Raw genomic sequence first — 16749 nt, forward strand, 5'->3', positions numbered from 1 at the left:
TTCAGTCAGGCAAGGGAGTATGCGTAGTCTGTGAACACATTTCGAACTCTTCACCGAAGTCTTCTAGTGTTATTTGCTGTTGTGGTCATCGCAATCGTGACACTTGTTCACTTTAGTGTATCTAAAATCGTAGCAGAGCAAAGTCGGGCCCAGCAACAATCACTGTCGCCGGCTATTTCTCTTATTGTCGAACAACTTTTAAAACCCCTTCATACGTCTGAGGCATTAGGCCATTCCACCGAATTAGTGCATTTGATGGACGGTGAAACCTTGGATGAAGACGCCATTTTTGCCAGTTTAACTCGGCTTGAAGAGAAATTTGGCCTGTCTTTCTTTATTGCCAGCGAAACTAGTCGCAAGCTTTATAATTCAGACGGCAGCACGCTTGATTTAATTGAAGGCGAGGTTAGCTGGTATTTTAAGTATCGCGACTACCCGGAAGATGCTGTAGCCGATATTGGTAAATGGGAAGATACCCATTTTTATATCGACATTAAAATTTACGACTTTGACGGAAAATTTCTCGGCTTTTTTGGTATTGGCAAAAGCCTTCGTAGTTTCTTAAGCGTATTTGATAGCTACAAAAAGCAATACGGTTACGATTTCCTTTTTGTCGATGGCAATGGCGATATTATGTTGTCTTCCGACCCCAAATTAATTGCCACTTACTCTGATTTTACGAACCTCTCTGAATTACCTTGGTATGCCAGTTTGCCACTCAGCGTGCGAAACGATCAAGCGCTGAATAATAAGTTGGTGACTATCGATCAGAAAGATTATTTAATCGCCGAGGTAAAGCTAAACCAATTTGGTTGGACGGTATTTCTGTTAAGCCCGTTAGAAGATAGACAAACAGAGATCTCTCAGGCGTTTATTTTCAGCGTCGTCACCTTATTAGTGGTGATATTTTCGCTATTCCTGCTTATCTACAACTTGCTTTACTATTTCCGCCGCGACATGCAGCCTGACATGGTTGTGCGCCATGCGAATAGATTGCCTGACAGAGCGGCCGTTGAGTTGATTTATCAGTCGTTGTTGAAAGAAGAAAAGTCGATAAGCGTTGTACTTGTAAGCTTAGATGACTTCTCCCATATTTCCGACGCATTCGGCCGCAATACTGCCGATGATATACTCGACAAAGTGGCGGGCTATTTGGCGGATAACCTACGAGAGCAGGATGTACTAGGTCGTTGGAGTAGCGAAGAATTTATTGTTTTGCTGCCACAAACTGGCCCTCATGAAGCGTTCGATACGGCGCAAGGTTTGCGCCATGGAATTGCAACCTTGCCACCACCGGTAGGGCAAAACTCACTGCAACTTACCGCTTCATTCGGTATTTCGTTTACGGCATCTGCACGCATAATGAACGAAGTGACTGCCCACGCAGAAGACGCCCTTTATCAAGCTAAACGAGATGGCAGTAACTTAGTTCGCATGCAACTTATTGATTAATGTCATTACGCGTCTTTAACCCGCCGGCGTAATGGCTTTTTCTGTATAGCGTTAACCACACCTGTGGTTAGCGCTACGCCAAACAAAATCATTAAGCCACCAATAATGGTTTGTAACGACAAGTGTTCGCGTAAGAAAATAATTCCCCAGATAATGCCAAATAAAGGCACAAGATAGGCAACGGTTATTGCTTTGGCTGGGCCAATATCGGCAATGAGCTTAAAGTAAAGAATGTAAGCAATACCGGTTCCAGCCACCGCCAGTGCAATGGCATTAAACCACGCATTAAGGCTTGGCATAGTGTCAGGCAAGGTCGCTAACGCAAATGGCGCAAGCATGACAGTGGCCAATGCCTGACTTCCTGTCGCAACCACAAGCGGCTTCACCCCTTGCAGCCATTTTTTCATCATGCTGGCCGCCAAGCCATAGCCCATGGTAGCCAGCAAGGCGGTAACGATAGGTAAAAAGCTAATGTCTCCCTCGCCCAACTTCTGTTGGCTTATAATGGCAACACCAACAAAACCCACCGCCAAGCCAGCAATAGCACTTTTTGTAAGTTTGTCACCTAGCCAAAGCCATGCAAACAAGGCCCCAAACATAGGTGCCGTGGCGTTTAATATGGCATTAACACCCGCTTCTAAATGCAAGCTACTGTAGTTAAACAGCACAAAAGGTACTGCTGTGTTTGCCATACCCACCAAGGCAATCGGCACCCAGTAACGATAGATTTGGCGTACCCCGCCCATAATAATTAATATCGGTAAAAGGACACAGGTTGCCAGTAGCGTACGTATCGCCACCAGCACATAAATACCGAATTCGGGGGCAGCCACGCGCATAAAGATAAATGAACCGCCCCAAATTGCCGCTAGTATCAGCAACGCTACTACATGCTTTATTGCCATAACACGCCCTGTGCTCCCTCTAAATTGAGTAAAAATTGTTTACGACTAAGTCCACCAGCATAACCGGTAAGTGTGTTATTGCTGCCGATAACACGATGGCAGGGCACGACAATGGCTATGGGGTTTTTCCCATTTGCCATGCCCACTGCACGTACGGCTTTAGGGTTTCCTATGGCATTGGCTATGTCGGCATAACTGGCTGTGTCACCGTACTTTATTTCACCTAGCGCTTGCCATACCTGATGCTGAAATGGGGTGCCCTTGGCCGCTAAAGGTAAATCAAACTGCGTCAGTGTACCTGAAAAATACCCGTTTAATTGCTTACAGGCCTCTTGCACAATAGCATTGTGTTGCGCGTTCGCGGTTGGCGCTGCAACAAAGGCAATGGCGGTGACACCACTGTCATTGGCGGTAACTTCAACAATGCCTTGCTCACTTTGAATATGCCCTGCATAAAAATTGCTGGGTTCCTGACGTTGTAGAGCCGATGTCATCGCTTACTTAACTCCCATAATTGTAGGGTGAGATAACTGCGCCAAGGCGCTGCTTTTTCAGCTGAAACCGGATATTTCGCCGCCATTTTTTTAACAATAAGATCGCCCGCTAAATACACATCAGGGTCTTTCTCCCCACGCATCTTAATGTAATCTAGTGTCCATTGACCAACACCTTTTATTGCCATAATGGCATCATCCTCTGGGGTGGTACCACTTGGTTGTTGAGCAAAGAGCGACGCAAAAGATATCAGTGCTTGCTTTCGTGCATTAGGCATTCTCAAAAAAGACACATCACTGCTTGCCACCTGCTGCGGCGATGGGAATGCAAAGCCAGGGCATGTAACGGTACCTATGGGTGAATGCAGTTGCTTGGCTAACAAGGAAGCTTGCCCTATGGCCGCTTTTACACTGACTTGTTGCCCCACTATGGCCCTACAACCACTTTCAAATACGTCCCACGTGCCCGGTAAGCGAATCCCCTCATCAATAAGAGCTAAAGGTAGCCCAGCACCATGAAGGCTGGCTTTAATCAATTGTGGGTCTGCATGTAAATCCAGTACGCCTTTTATCTTTTCAATAATACTGTGTAGCCCGTCTAACGAAGGTAAGCGCAATTCGATATCAAAGCCATTAGCATGGGCATTATGGGTCGCTTTTATTCGCCCCACTTCCCCCTTCACGCGAATATACCTTTGATAGCTATTATCGCTAACCGCTTCCACGCCCTCAATGGCACGCATCTTTAAAAAGTCTCGGACTTGTGGCCAATTGTACGGGGGAAGATAGGCCAGTCTAAGTGTTACGGTGGGTGCATTGCCCTTTACCGATTTACGCAGTGCTGAGGGGGTTGTTCTACAATACTGCTGCACGGCGCGCTGCAACTGACGAGACGACCCATAGCCAGCACTTAAGGCCACATCATCTACCGTCATTTCGGTTTGCTGCAATAACTGCTTGGCAAACAAAACACGATGTAAACTTTGATATTGCTTTGCCGATAGCCCAAGCCCACTTTGCAGCAGCTTGTTGAGATAGCGTTCACTAATCCCTAATCGCTCCGCTACATGACTGACAGGTTGGGAAGGAATATGGCTTAGCAACGAGATACCCCTTTTTACGGTAGTGGTGACACCCTGCCACGCGAATGAGCTTGGCGCGCTGTCGGGCCGACAGCGCAAACAGGGCCGGTACCCATGATGCAAAGCTTGCGTGGCATGCTCAAAATACTCCACGTTTTTTTCTAGTGGTAACTTCGCTGGGCAGATTGGACGGCAAAATATGCCGGTAGACTTCACTGCCACAAAAAAGCGGCCATCGAAGCGACTGTCTCGGCTTAATCGCGCTTGTGCGTAAACACGCCATTGCTCTTCAGTATCGCTTGCGCTGTTGGCTAACATTTATTGTGCACCTAATTACAAAACGAACAGTATGAAAGAAGTGTATCGCGGTTTTCGTGATGGTGTGCGACAAAATCGGAACTGACTATTATTTGAGGCAAAGTTGATAAACTGATGATGCATACGCATAATGTAGAAAAAATAATAACGCCAGCACCCCCACGGGCGTGCCCCAACTGAGCGAAATCTATGCTGCACACTTTCCGCTACGGGTATCAACGCCTTTTCTCTTTCATGCCTGTGTTTTTCGCCTTATTGTTGATGTGGTTAGCTTTACCTGCGCATGCCGAGAAGTGGTTAGACGATTACGCTAAACACGTTAAGCAACAAGCTAACAAGTATAACGTACCAGGCTATGCCTTTGTTTATTACGAGCAAGGTAAAGTTCCACAAGTATTTGTGTATGGTTATACCCATAAGGGCGGTGAGCGTATTAATGAAAATACGGTATTTAGGCTCGCGTCTGTATCTAAAACATTTACCGCGTTACTCACCGCCAAGCTGGTTGAACAAAACAGGCTAAAGTGGGAAACCCCAATCTCCACACTATTGCCCAATATTTCATTTGAAAAAAATGGCATGCAGTCGTTGCAGCTACAGCATATTGTGGGGCAATCCAGCGGCTTTATTCCCAATGCGTACGATAACCTAATTGAAGCTGATTACTCTCTTGAACGGGTGTTAATGTCCCTCTCGGAACTCACCCCCTTGTGCCGTCCAGGCGAATGTTACACCTATCAAAATGCCTTATTTGGCGCCTTGGAATACTATTTCAGCAATAACAACACCTCGTATTCTAGAGAATTGCAAAACCAGATTTTAACGCCGTTAGGCATGAGTGCGTCTAGTGCAGGTAAAGGCGGCTTATTAGCGTCTGCGTCTTGGGCTCACCCTCACATTGCCATTGCCCGTAATCGCTGGCGAGAAGGCAGAGTAGAAAGCAATTACTACCGTTTCTCACCCGCCGCTGGCGTTAACGCCAGTATTCGCGACATGACCATTTATCTTCAAGCGCTGCTGGGCGAATTCCCTACAGTGATTTCAAAACAGATGATTGAAGAGGTGACAACGCCACGGGTAAGAACGCAGCGAGAAATAAGGCGTAGAGGGTGGCGTGGGCACTTAAATGACGCCCATTATGGTTTAGGTTGGCGGGTTTACGATTTTGATGGCAAGCGCATTAACTATCATGGTGGTTGGGTAAAAGGGTATCGCGCAGATGTTGCCTTTGCACCAGATTACAGCGTAGGGTATGTGATGCTAATGAATGCGGAATCTAACATGATTAACACCACTACCGCCGAGTTTTGGAAACGCTATTTTCAGCAAGCCGAACAACAGTAGTTCAGCTTGCTGTGTTACTTAGATTAAGGCTTAAGGTACGTGTAACCGCTTAAACAATTTTCATAAAAATCAGTCCAGCGTACGCCTTCTCTTGGATTTATGTTTCCACTAGACACGTGTCTGTCAATCAATCGTTTAACGTCTGACGCCATTGCCCGTGGATTGTATTGCATAATATTCAACACATCTTCCACAGACGAACCTTTCACCACTTCTTCAATGTAGAAGTCTTCTGGATCATCATCGTAACTAAAGATATGCACTTCGTTTAGGCGCCCAAACAAATTATGCATGTCTCCCATCACATCTTGGTATGCCCCGGTTAAGAATAGCCCCACATAATAAGGCTCATCTTTACGCAATGGGTGCATAGGCAACACATCGGTAATTTCACGGCCAATGGTGAATTGATCAATTTTACCGTCACTGTCACAGGTAATATCCACCAGTGAACAGTTCACCGACGGCTTCTCGTTCATTCGCGTAAGAGGAACAACCGGCAAAAGTTGGTCTATTGCCCACGTATCCGCCGCCGATTGAAACACCGAGAAGTTACACAGATATTGTGATGACAAGCCATAATCTAGCTCTTGCAGCTCTTCAGGTACGTATTCCTCTTTGCGGTACCATAGCTGTAAACGCCCCATAATGTCCCAATAAAGCGTTTCTATTTTTGCCAATTCTTCTAGGGTAATCACCCGGAGCTTAAAGGCATCCAGCGCCTGCTCTTTATACTGAGACGCATCGTTATACACTTCATGCATGTTAGTTTGACTGTCGAAGGTTTCCGACAACTCACGCATGTTTTTCAAAAAGAAGTGTTCACCTTCTTTTTCGCTTGTATCTATTTGCGCCGAATTCGACTTAATTTCACCGACAATTTCTGTAATAACACAGCTGTGGTGCGCGGTAATCGCCCGCCCACTTTCACTTACCAAATTGGGATGAGGCACGCCTTCTAAGTCGCACATTTCCTTCATGCCGTATACCACATCAGCGACATATTCTTGCATACTGTAGTTACGGGAAGATTCATTGGTGGAATTACTGCCGTCGTAATCGATGCCCAAGCCACCGCCAACATCAACATAATCAAGAGGGAAACCCATTTTATGAAGGTCAGCATATATGCGAGCCCCTTCCGTCATGGCTTCTTTAACTGCACGAATGTCTGTTAGCTGGCTACCAATATGGAAGTGCAACAGTTTTAAACAATGGGCCATACCCTGTTCTTCAAGGTAGCGAGCCGTTTTAATGATTTCAGTAATGGTTAAACCAAACTTCGCTCTTTCGCCGCCAGAACTTTCCCATTTACCTCGGCCTTTAACCGTCATTTTTGCGCGAACGCCAATGATAGGATCAATCTTTAGCTCTTTTGAAATTTTAACCAACAGCAGAAGTTCGCTGTATTTTTCAACCACCACAACCACTTTACGCCCTAGCTTTCTACCTAGTAACGCTAAACGCATAAACTCATCGTCTTTGTAGCCATTTAAGATGGTTAATGAGTCTTCATTGGTATTCATGGCAAGTACAGTAAGAAGTTCGGCTTTTGAACCGGCTTCCAAACCATAGTTAAACGGCTTCCCGGCTTCTACGATTTCTTCCACCACTTCGCGCATTTGGTTAACTTTTACCGGATAAACACCTTGATATACGCCGTTATAATCGGCCTCTTTAATGATGTTCCTAAACGCATTGTTCAAACTCGACACTTGCGAACGCAATATATCGTGAAACCTAACGACCACTGGAAATTGCACGCCTTCTTGACGAATTTCTTCAATCACGGCTTTAAAATCGATGCGGATACTCGGGTCATCGGGCACGGGGGTAACATGAACGTTGCCATTTTCACCAACTTGAAAATAGCCGCCACCCCACTGAGACACGCCATAAACGCGTTCTGCTTCTTCAATGCTCCAATCAGACAATGTTGTTCACCTTGTAAAATGCCCCGAGTTCATGCTCGGAATTAATGCGAAATAGGCGCGTATTATAGACAACACAACCTGCTGTGCTACGTAAAATATCTATGGTCGCGACTAATTTTGTTTATCGACTTGGTTTTGTTGTAACCACTGCGACATGTGCGATACCAGCGGCTCATTTTCTAACACCTTCATATGCGCTAGAAAATCACTGGAACTGTAGGTACGGGTAAGCTTGACATGTTGCTCATTAAAAAATTTATTAGCAATATGATCAACCTTCATCCCCTGTTCTTCTAGCCATACTTCACAGCGCTGGTTACGCCTGTCTAGATGGATAGGGGCTTTAATTCTCTCGGTAATTTCAGAAAAAGGCACAACCCACCCGCGCATATCCACAGCGATATTAAAGGACTTACCTTTTTTAGCATTGAGTTCGTTGGCTAATGCTGAAAGATATTGGATATTGGTCGCCATGTCCCAAACACCACGTAAGGTAATGCAAATCCAATTATCCAGGTTTTCAATTTTGTAAGGCGGTTGATACATCTACGTCAGGTCGCTCTATAGAAGATGGCGAGAAAGCAACGCATTATACTAAAGTTGTAGATGATGTGTGTACATAAAGTGCCCGCAATTTTTGGTCACTTTATCGTCCATGAGGCTTGGTTTACTATAAAAAAAACGCCTGAGAGGAGTTTTATTTATCCTTATCAGGCGCTTAGATTTTCATGCCCACCAAGTTTGATGGTTTAAGGGTTTAGCGCTGCATAACTACCCAGTAAAAGGGATACGTTAATCGTCGCCAAACTCTCGAACAATGCTATTAATGGTGTCTTTCGCATCACCCAATACCATGCGGGTGTTATCTTTAAAGAAAAGTGGGTTGTCTACGCCGGCAAAACCTGCGTTTGCTGAACGCTTTAAAACAAATACGGTTTTAGCACGATACGCTTCAATAACCGGCATACCGTAAATAGGGCTGCCTTTCATTTCTTTTGCCGCAGGGTTAACCACGTCATTCGCACCAATTACAATGGCCACGTCATAGTTTTCCATACGCGGGTTCACATCATCCATTTCGTATAATTGGTCATAGGGCACATCGGCCTCAGCCAATAACACGTTCATATGGCCCGGCATACGCCCAGCAACCGCGTGAATGGCATATTCAACGGTACAGCCATTCTCTTCTAGCAACGATTGCATTTCGCGCACCGCATGCTGAGCTTGTGCTACTGCCATTCCGTAACCAGGGATAACCAATACTGACTGTGCGGCTTCAAGTACATAAAACGCATCCTGCGCAGACAGTACTTTAATCTCACCTTCAATTTTTTCACCTGCTTCAACGGGTTTAGCAAAGCCAGAAAGAAGCACATTCATTAATGAGCGATTCATGGCCTTACACATAATGTTGGTAAGAATAAGTCCTGACGCACCCACCAGCAAACCAGTAACAATCAAAATGGTATTGCCTGTGGCTAAACCTGCTGCCGAGGCTGCAATGCCTGAATAGCTATTTAGTAATGCGATAACCACGGGCATGTCTGCACCGCCGATAGACACAGTGGCCCATAAGCCGAAACTAAGCGCTAGGGCAATGGCACAGTATAACCACACGGTGTTTTGAGGGTCGGTAGTAAACAAATACCCCACCACTATCATGGCAATAATATGTGCAATACTTAACTCTCTTAAGCCAGTGAAAATAACCGCTTTAGACGTCATCTTACCCGAGAGTTTGCCCCATGCGATGACAGAGCCAGAGAAGGTCACGCCACCCACTAAAACAGTGAGAAACAGTGTCACAAAGGTAAATACACCTGTATTTAGCATGGCCAGGTCGCTCATGCCTGAGAGCGCAGCCCAACCTAGTAAAAGCGAAGCCATGCCGCCAAATCCGTTGAACAACGACACCATTTCAGGCATGGCTGTCATCTCTACGGTTTTTGCCTTCCAAGCGCCAAACGCGCCACCGATGACGACGCCGACTACGATCCATTGATAGCTAATAATGTGTTGATCGAGCAGTGTGACAACAACGGCAATAAGCATGCCCACGGCAGAGACAAAGTTGCCCCGTTTGGCCGTATCTGGGTGGCTAAGTAATTTTAGCCCTAGAATAAATAGCGCCGCTGCAACAACGTACGCAAGATTAATTATGGTTGCTATATCGTTCACTTGCGCACTCCCTATTTTTTATCTTTCTTTTTGAACATGCTTAACATGCGGTCGGTAACAAGGTACCCGCCCACCACGTTGATGCTCGCTAAGGCTACTGCGGCAGTGCCCAATACCGTGGTTAACCAAGAATGGTCACCACCCGCTGCTGCTAAAGCGCCCACAAGGGTAATCCCTGAAATTGCATTTGAGCCTGACATTAGCGGCGTGTGCAAAGTCGCGGGGACTTTTCGAATAAGCTCGAAACCTAAGAAGGCAGCAAGTAGCACAATGAAAAGTAGGTAAATGATTTCCATAATTAGGCTCCTTTATATGCGTTTAATAGCATCTCGTTGGTAATTTTACCTTCGTGTGCAATCACGCACCCAGCGAGAATGTCGTCCTCTAAATTCAACGCAAACGTTTTGCTCTCTTCATCAAGGAATTCATCGACAAGGTTGTAAATGTTGTTGGCATACATATCAGTGGCGGCTTTCGCCACAAATTGGCTCCAATTGCCGTTACCAATCACCTTCACACCATTGATTTCAACCGTTTCACCCGCTACAGACCCTTCAACATTGCCGCCTGACGTTGCCGCCATATCCACCACCACACTGCCGGGTTTCATTAAGGCTAAGGTGTCTTTTGATATCAACACGGGAGGCTTGCGGCCAAATAACTGGGCGGTTGTAATCACAATGTCCGAGTTGGCAATCGCATCACGCTGCGCCTCTTGCTGCTTGGCTTTTTGCTCCTCGGTAAGTTCTTTGGCGTAGCCGTCTTTAGTTTGGCCGGTTTCACCGATGTCTATTTTTAAGAACTTACCCCCTAGCGACTCTACCTGTTCAGCCACAACAGCACGGGTATCGTAAGCCAATACATTGGCTCCCAAACGCTTAGCCGTTGCAATCGCCTGTAAGCCCGCTACGCCGGCTCCAATAATAAAAACTTTCGCAGGTTTGATGGTGCCCGACGGCGTCATCATCATGGGTAGGATTGAAGGAAGTTGATTGGCCGCTTGCATCACCATGACATAGCCAGCCAAACTGGCTTGCGAACTTAACGCATCCATCTTTTGTGCCCGTGACGAGCGCGGGATCATTTCTACAGAGATGGCCGTTAACGCCTTTTCTGCAATAGACTCAATTAGCGGTTGTTGAAAGAAGGGGTCAAGATGGCCAACCACAATGGCCCCTTTTTTCATCACCGACAATTGGGCTTCACTTGGCTTGTTCACACTTACAAGCATGTCCGCAGATGATAAAGCATCATTCACGTCATTAATAATGGTTGCACCAGCATCTTCATATTCGTTATCAAGGTAATGAGATAATTCGCCACTTCCCGCTTCAATGTTCACCTCTACGCCCTTTTTACACAGGCGCTGCACACTCGCAGGCGTTACTGCACACCGTCGTTCCACATTTATTTGTGGTGTCGATGTTTTTGATTCATTTAAAACAATGATTTTCACACGCATCTCCTCCCATTCAGGCTCTATGAGAATGACACTGATCGATTGAGATCAAGCCATTTAATTCACTTATTATGAGCATTCTTTTGGTCAATTGAATGCCAGATATACACGTTTACCACGTTCTTTTACGTCGGCCTTCCTGTTATAGAAGGCGAAAAAGTCGGCATTACGGTGGGCAATCTACGTCAAATATAAATCATCAACTAGTATTATTTCGATACGATACATAACTAATATTTATATAGAGGTGGCATGATGTTAACTTAACTCACCCATAAATGCCACCGGTGGCATTTATCTTTATTTATGTTAACATAAGGTATATTTGGTTCGAATACATAGTATGGCGAAGATGGATAGGTACCTGATCCCAAGCGTTTTTCAGGCAATACAATTGTGTGATTTGCTAGCGCAAAATGCAGAAGGGTTAGCGGCGGCCGAAATTGAAAGCGCCTTGTCGCTACCACGTACCTCAGTGTTCAGGTTATTGAGAACGCTGGTCAGTGAGCGGCTTGTAGATAAACGCGGAAAGCGCTATTACTATGGGAATAGAATATATGAAATCAGTGCTTCTAATGCCCAAAGCCAACAGATTCAACAAGCCTTAATTCCCGCTCTAGCGCCGCTAATTGCAAAAACCAATAAAAGTGCCATTTTAAGTATTCCAGGGGGCTCCGCGGTATTTGTAATAGACGTGCTAGATGGTAGCCCCAACCGGGTCTCATCCATTAGGCCAGGCGCCAAACTCCCGCTGTTTGATTCGGCGCCAGGACATATTATGTTGGCCTACCAGAATCAATTTAGTCTGCCTTTCTACACCAGTAAATTAGGTCACTTTGATAAAGCATTAGCTGAAAAGATTAGCCTGTCCACCTGCACGCGAGGCTATGCCGCCGTTTATGATAACGCGCTTGGCACCACCTGTGTATCGGTACCTGTTTTTATCAATCATGGCGAATTAACCGCCATGCTCGCGATTGAAATCCCCGGAAAAGAGGGGTCGACGAAGGCACTGCAATTTTGGAGCGAGAGCTTAAAAGAAGTCGCAACTTTAGCGTTCAACCATCAACTAACCAGCAACTCGGGCCTAACGTGAAAAACATTATCTATCTATTTTTGCTGTTGAATGTAATGGCATGCTCAAGCAGTTTCAGCACCACTGAAACGCCCCTCGCCTTTCCCGGCGCGTTAGGCTTTGGCAAATACACTCAAGGAGGAAATGAAGGGCAAATTGTCGTGGTAAATACACTCGCCGATAACGCTAAAGACCCGATAAAGGGTAGCCTTCGGTGGGCTGTAGAACAGCCTTTCCCGCGCTTAGTGGTTTTCAATGTCTCTGGGGTTATTGTGTTGGAAGATGAGTTAAAAATATCTCACCCTAATATCACTCTTGCCGGTCATACTTCTCCAAATGGCATTGTCGTAACAGGGGCCAGCACCACCGTAAAAACCCATCAAGTCATTATTCGGCACATGCGATTCCGGCCGGGTCATTTGATGAAAGAAGGTGATGCTCTCACGGTGCGAAACTCCAGCGATGTCATTATCGATCACTGTTCGTTAAGTTGGTCCAATGACGAGGTAGGGTCTTTTTATAATAATCAGCGATTTACACTTCAACACTCAATATTATCAGAAAGTTTAAACAATGCAGGGCACCATAAAGGGAGCCACGGGTATGGCGGAATATGGGGGGGCGCGAATGCTAGCTTTACCAGAAACCTGTTGGTGAGTCATACCAGCAGAAATCCTAGAATTAACGGTTGGCGCTTAAACGCTCCCTATGAGCAGGCACGTGAATTCGTTGAAATCACCAATAATGTGATTGCGAACTGGGGAAGCAACAGCATCTATGGCGGGGAGAACGGGAAGGCTAATATTATCAACAACTTATTTATTCCTGGCCCCGCCTCTCGCAACCTCTGGTTTTATCAATTATGGTACGAAAAAGCCCCGCTCACCCGAGTATTCCTTCAGGGTAATCACATGAAAGGCCACCCTAAGCTTCGCGAAAAAAACCAATTGGGTGTGGTGGTAAAAAATGAAAGAAAACACTCTAAAGGGTGGCACAAAGCGCTAAACATCCATATTGCAAAACAGAAAATTCCACACTTAGAAACTGAAACCGCCTTATTGCCGCTGCCAACGAATGAGGTTTGGTCAACATTAATTGAAAACAAAGACGTGGGCGCTAACCTTAGCCGCAGCGGACTGAGAGCGGACATGGTAGATGAACGGATATTCACCTCTATAGAAACCCAGCACTACGGCAATAGTAACGGGATTATTGACAGTGAAACCCAGGTTATTAACTGGGAAGATTATAAAAAATCCCTCGATAGCCAGAAGGCTATTAGTTCAACTTCTCTCTCGCCGGAGGCATGGAGAGCCTTAGCCCTACGCTAGTCCAAAACTTCAATAAATATTCACATATAAACTTTAGGTTAAAAACTCGTTAAAATAGTGTGCATTATGTAAAGACTGAGCCATAATGCCACCGGTGGCACAGCTGCGGTGTGGATAGTCTGTGCTAATAATAAAACTAAAGGAGTGCTCAGCATGCACATGTTTAAATGGACAGCATTAGCGCTGTCTGTATCGGCAGCATTTGCAACGATGGCGCAAACAGCCAACCCTATACCTAATACAACCCCACAAGAAAACACCACTCAACCGCAAGAAGGAGACGAACAAGACATAGAAATTGTAGAAGTTAAAGGTGTAAAACAAGCCGACTTAAAAGCCCGTGATTTAGAGCGCATGAAAGACGGTTTCAGTTCTGTTATTTCAACAGATGACTTGGGTAATTTTGTCGATCAAAACGTGGCTGAATCGTTACGTCGTTTACCTGGGGTAACACTTCAACGGTCTGAAGGCGAAGGAAAGTTCGTCACTGTGAGGGGTTTAGGCCCAAGTTTTGTCTCTGTAAACATGAACGGTGCGCAAATGTCTGGCGCAGGTGAGGAGCGTAAAGTTGGCTTAGATGCGCTACCAGCAGATTTATTGGGCACCATTGAAGTACTGAAAACACTGACGCCAGATCAAAACCTTAACTCCATTGGCGGCACCGTCAATGTAAAAGCCATTTCGGCTTTTGACCGTGGTAAAAATACGCTAAAAATTAGAGCTCAAGATGCGTATTCGCAAAAGCGAGGAGCTCACTCGCCCAAATTCAGTTTAGATGGCACGCAATTCTTTCTCGACGATACCTTCGGTATTGGATTTGCCATATCTCATGAAGAGCGAAAAACCCTTATTGATGAAACCCGTCATCACAGCACAAATGAAATGAAGTTTTATAAAGCAGACTTAGGTAAAACGGATGACGAAATTGCTGCCGGCGACGAAATTTTAGCACCAGCCCAATTGGAGTATAGAAGGGAAGTAGCGGGACGAACCCGCCAAGCTGCCGCGCTCAATTTAGAATACAAGCCCAATGCGGATAGCTACTATTACGCTAAGGGCACCTACACACAATTTGAAGACGACGATCTCGCGCAGCGTGAATTCTACGATTTTCAGGATGCAGGTTCGGTAGGCAACAGTGAAATTGTCTATGTGAACAGTCAAACCAAGGAATTCATATTAAGCGATATCGATGTATTCCATCAGCACTTTATCCAAGAAAGTGAAAACAAGACGACTACCTTTAGCCTAGGTGGCGAAAATCGCATTGCGGAGCGCTTTGTGCTTGACTATGAGTTTGCGCAATCTCGCTCAGAAGAAGACTCTAGTGGCGATCGCCGTGTACAATTTAGAGAACGAGATTTAATCGTCTATGGTCAAGGAAGCCGGGATACAATAAGTGCAAAAATAATGTCGGCCGAGGATGCCGCCGAGATTGCGGGCCTCACTTACGACCCAAGCAACAGTATTTTTGGCACGTCCGGAAGTGGTAACGGATTTGAACTGTCAAATTATCAGTTTGATAACTTATTCTTAGAAGACGGTAAAAGAACCGATGAAATAAAAACGGTTAACTTAAACCTTCGTACAGATATTTTTAATGACTACCTTAACTACATCAAGGTTGGCGCTGAAGTAACCGAACGAGATCATGTTCGCGACAAAGACCGCTGGAGCTTCGACCCCAACCCAAATGATTGTAATGATGATGCCGCCTGCATTGCCGCCGTAAACTCAACCTTGGCTGATTATGACAGCAGCATTCCTTCTGACAGCAACTTTCAGCTACCGTTTGAAAGCCGAGCCACCGTGGATCAGATTGTCGATGCCACACGACAAACCGTGGTGCCAGCGACGAATGGTGAAGTGTCGATAGAAAGCACAAAAGGTGATTATGCCATTGTAGAGGATACTAAGGCCGTATACGCCATGGCAGAATTTCCCATTGGCTTAGATGCTACCCTCATCACTGGTGTGCGATGGACAGAAACTGAGTTCTCATCCACTGGGTTTATGTCACTGGAAAATGACGACTTTGAATTTAATGGCGCTGGCGCCGGTGCGTTGGATATTGCGATTCCTTTGCCAGAGGCAGCGATTAAATACAGCGAATTCTTTCCAAGTGCACATATTAAGTGGGAGCCTTCTGAGAACATTTTAGTACGCGGTGCAATTTGGACCAGCTTCACTCGCCCCTCCTTCAAACAAGCCCGTGCCTATGCCATTTTTGATAGCGACATTGAACTTTGCCCACCGGGTACAGATGATTGTGACGACAGCCAAGGTGGCGCATCGTAACAACAACTCAGTCAGTACGTATTAGGTTCAGACAATGCGTTAGATGTTGGTAACCCCAACTTGCTTGCGATGACATCGGTAAACTACGATGCCTCGGTAGGTTGGTATCCTAGCGAAAACCTGTTTTTAGAGGCTGCGGTCTTTTATAAAGATATTGAGAATTTCATTGTTGATGTAAATGGTATCGGGATGTCTATCGCTGATTTACCCCTTACCCTACCGGTGAATCAAGTTACAGAGTTTGTTATTCCACAAGATCTCTATCTAAACGAAATCAATGTGACGGTTAATGGTGAAAGCGCCAAGGTATATGGCGTTGAGCTTAGCTATAACCAATATTTCGACAATGGCTTCTTTCTGCAGAGCAACGCAACACTTCTCAATAGTGAGGCCGTGCTTGATGAGTCAATTCGACAGGGCAAAGTGGCGCTGCCCGATCAGGCTGACACCACGTTTAATCTGGTGTTCGGCTGGGAGAGCCAGACTTTCTCAGCACGTCTTATCGGCAACATCCGCTCTGATGTTTTGGAACAAATTGGCTCTTGCCCAGTCACCGCTGACATAAACGACCCTAAAGGTTGCAAAGTGTGGGGCGATCAGTACCAAGCCGATGTGAAAAGCCTCGACTTTAAACTTCAGTACGACGTCACCGACAAGGTTCAGGTGTATTTTGACGCCATCAATTTAACTGAAGAAGCAGACTTACGTTACTTCCAAGGTAATGCCTTAAGCGGCGGCAATATTCTTTATCAAAAAGAAGAATATGGCAGAAGTTACCAATTAGGTGTGAACGTTAAATTCTATTAATTAGTTCGTTCTGAGCCATTGGCTCAGACATTGAAAATTTCAATGCCAACGCGAACTGATTAATAGGGT

12 protein-coding genes and 1 pseudogene are annotated in these 16749 nt (G+C 45.6%); 5 read left to right on the forward strand and 8 right to left on the reverse strand.

Annotated features, from left to right (window positions below):
* Positions 1–30: 30 nt before the first annotated feature.
* Positions 31–1452, forward strand: coding sequence for a sensor domain-containing diguanylate cyclase (locus IUA53_RS19140; protein WP_196897616.1), 1422 nt, complete (start codon positions 31–33; stop codon positions 1450–1452).
* A gap of 5 nt (positions 1453–1457) precedes the next feature.
* On the opposite strand, the gene IUA53_RS19145 is transcribed toward IUA53_RS19140, so the two are convergent.
* From IUA53_RS19145 to IUA53_RS19155, 3 genes are read right to left on the reverse strand one after another with little or no spacing between them, the layout of a single operon-like run.
* The gene (locus IUA53_RS19145; RefSeq protein ID WP_196897617.1) at positions 1458–2357 is read right to left on the reverse strand and encodes a DMT family transporter; all 900 of its coding nucleotides are present in this window, start codon (positions 2355–2357) and stop codon (positions 1458–1460) included.
* Positions 2348–2851 (reverse strand): methylated-DNA--[protein]-cysteine S-methyltransferase, encoded by a 504-nt coding sequence (locus IUA53_RS19150; protein ID WP_196897618.1) that lies wholly within the window; start codon positions 2849–2851, stop codon positions 2348–2350. The genes IUA53_RS19145 and IUA53_RS19150 overlap by 10 nt, the downstream gene beginning before the upstream one ends.
* Complete coding sequence (locus IUA53_RS19155) at positions 2848–4251, reverse strand: DNA-3-methyladenine glycosylase 2 family protein (RefSeq protein WP_196897619.1); 1404 nt, start codon at positions 4249–4251, stop codon at positions 2848–2850. Before IUA53_RS19155 ends, IUA53_RS19150 begins: the two co-directional genes overlap by 4 nt.
* A gap of 234 nt (positions 4252–4485) precedes the next feature.
* On the opposite strand from IUA53_RS19155, the gene IUA53_RS19160 reads away from it, so the two are divergent.
* Positions 4486–5595, forward strand: coding sequence for a serine hydrolase domain-containing protein (locus IUA53_RS19160; RefSeq protein ID WP_156026859.1), 1110 nt, complete (start codon positions 4486–4488; stop codon positions 5593–5595).
* Between the two features lie 23 nt (positions 5596–5618).
* On the opposite strand, the gene speA is transcribed toward IUA53_RS19160, so the two are convergent.
* From speA to IUA53_RS19185, 5 genes are all read right to left on the reverse strand, one after another.
* Positions 5619–7529, reverse strand: a complete 1911-nt coding sequence (gene speA / locus IUA53_RS19165) for a biosynthetic arginine decarboxylase (RefSeq protein WP_044058455.1) — start codon at positions 7527–7529, stop codon at positions 5619–5621.
* Positions 7530–7640: 111 nt separating this feature from the next.
* Positions 7641–8003 carry an arginine decarboxylase gene (locus tag IUA53_RS19170; RefSeq protein WP_196897620.1) on the reverse strand — a complete coding sequence of 121 codons (363 nt, stop codon included), beginning with the start codon at positions 8001–8003 and terminating at the stop codon, positions 7641–7643.
* Positions 8004–8321: 318 nt separating this feature from the next.
* Entirely contained in the window at positions 8322–9710 is a 1389-nt protein-coding gene (locus tag IUA53_RS19175; protein ID WP_196897621.1) for an NAD(P)(+) transhydrogenase (Re/Si-specific) subunit beta, read from the reverse strand.
* A gap of 11 nt (positions 9711–9721) precedes the next feature.
* Positions 9722–10006, reverse strand: coding sequence for an NAD(P) transhydrogenase subunit alpha (locus tag IUA53_RS19180; protein ID WP_044058458.1), 285 nt, complete (start codon positions 10004–10006; stop codon positions 9722–9724).
* A 2-nt stretch (positions 10007–10008) separates the two neighbouring features.
* Complete coding sequence (locus IUA53_RS19185) at positions 10009–11166, reverse strand: NAD(P) transhydrogenase subunit alpha (RefSeq protein ID WP_044059127.1); 1158 nt, start codon at positions 11164–11166, stop codon at positions 10009–10011.
* A 346-nt stretch (positions 11167–11512) separates the two neighbouring features.
* On the opposite strand from IUA53_RS19185, the gene IUA53_RS19190 reads away from it, so the two are divergent.
* The 3 genes and pseudogenes from IUA53_RS19190 (at position 11513) to IUA53_RS19200 (ending at position 16680) form a co-directional block, all read left to right on the forward strand.
* A complete protein-coding gene (locus tag IUA53_RS19190; protein ID WP_231401203.1) occupies positions 11513–12265 on the forward strand; it encodes an IclR family transcriptional regulator in 753 nt (250 codons plus the stop codon).
* Complete coding sequence (locus tag IUA53_RS19195) at positions 12262–13575, forward strand: pectate lyase family protein (RefSeq protein ID WP_231401204.1); 1314 nt, start codon at positions 12262–12264, stop codon at positions 13573–13575. Before IUA53_RS19190 ends, IUA53_RS19195 begins: the two co-directional genes overlap by 4 nt.
* A gap of 153 nt (positions 13576–13728) precedes the next feature.
* Positions 13729–16680: pseudogene (locus IUA53_RS19200) on the forward strand (TonB-dependent receptor).
* Positions 16681–16749 lie beyond the last annotated feature (69 nt).

The organism is Alteromonas sp. B31-7 (assembly GCF_015767655.1).
GTDB lineage: Bacteria > Pseudomonadota > Gammaproteobacteria > Enterobacterales > Alteromonadaceae > Alteromonas > Alteromonas australica.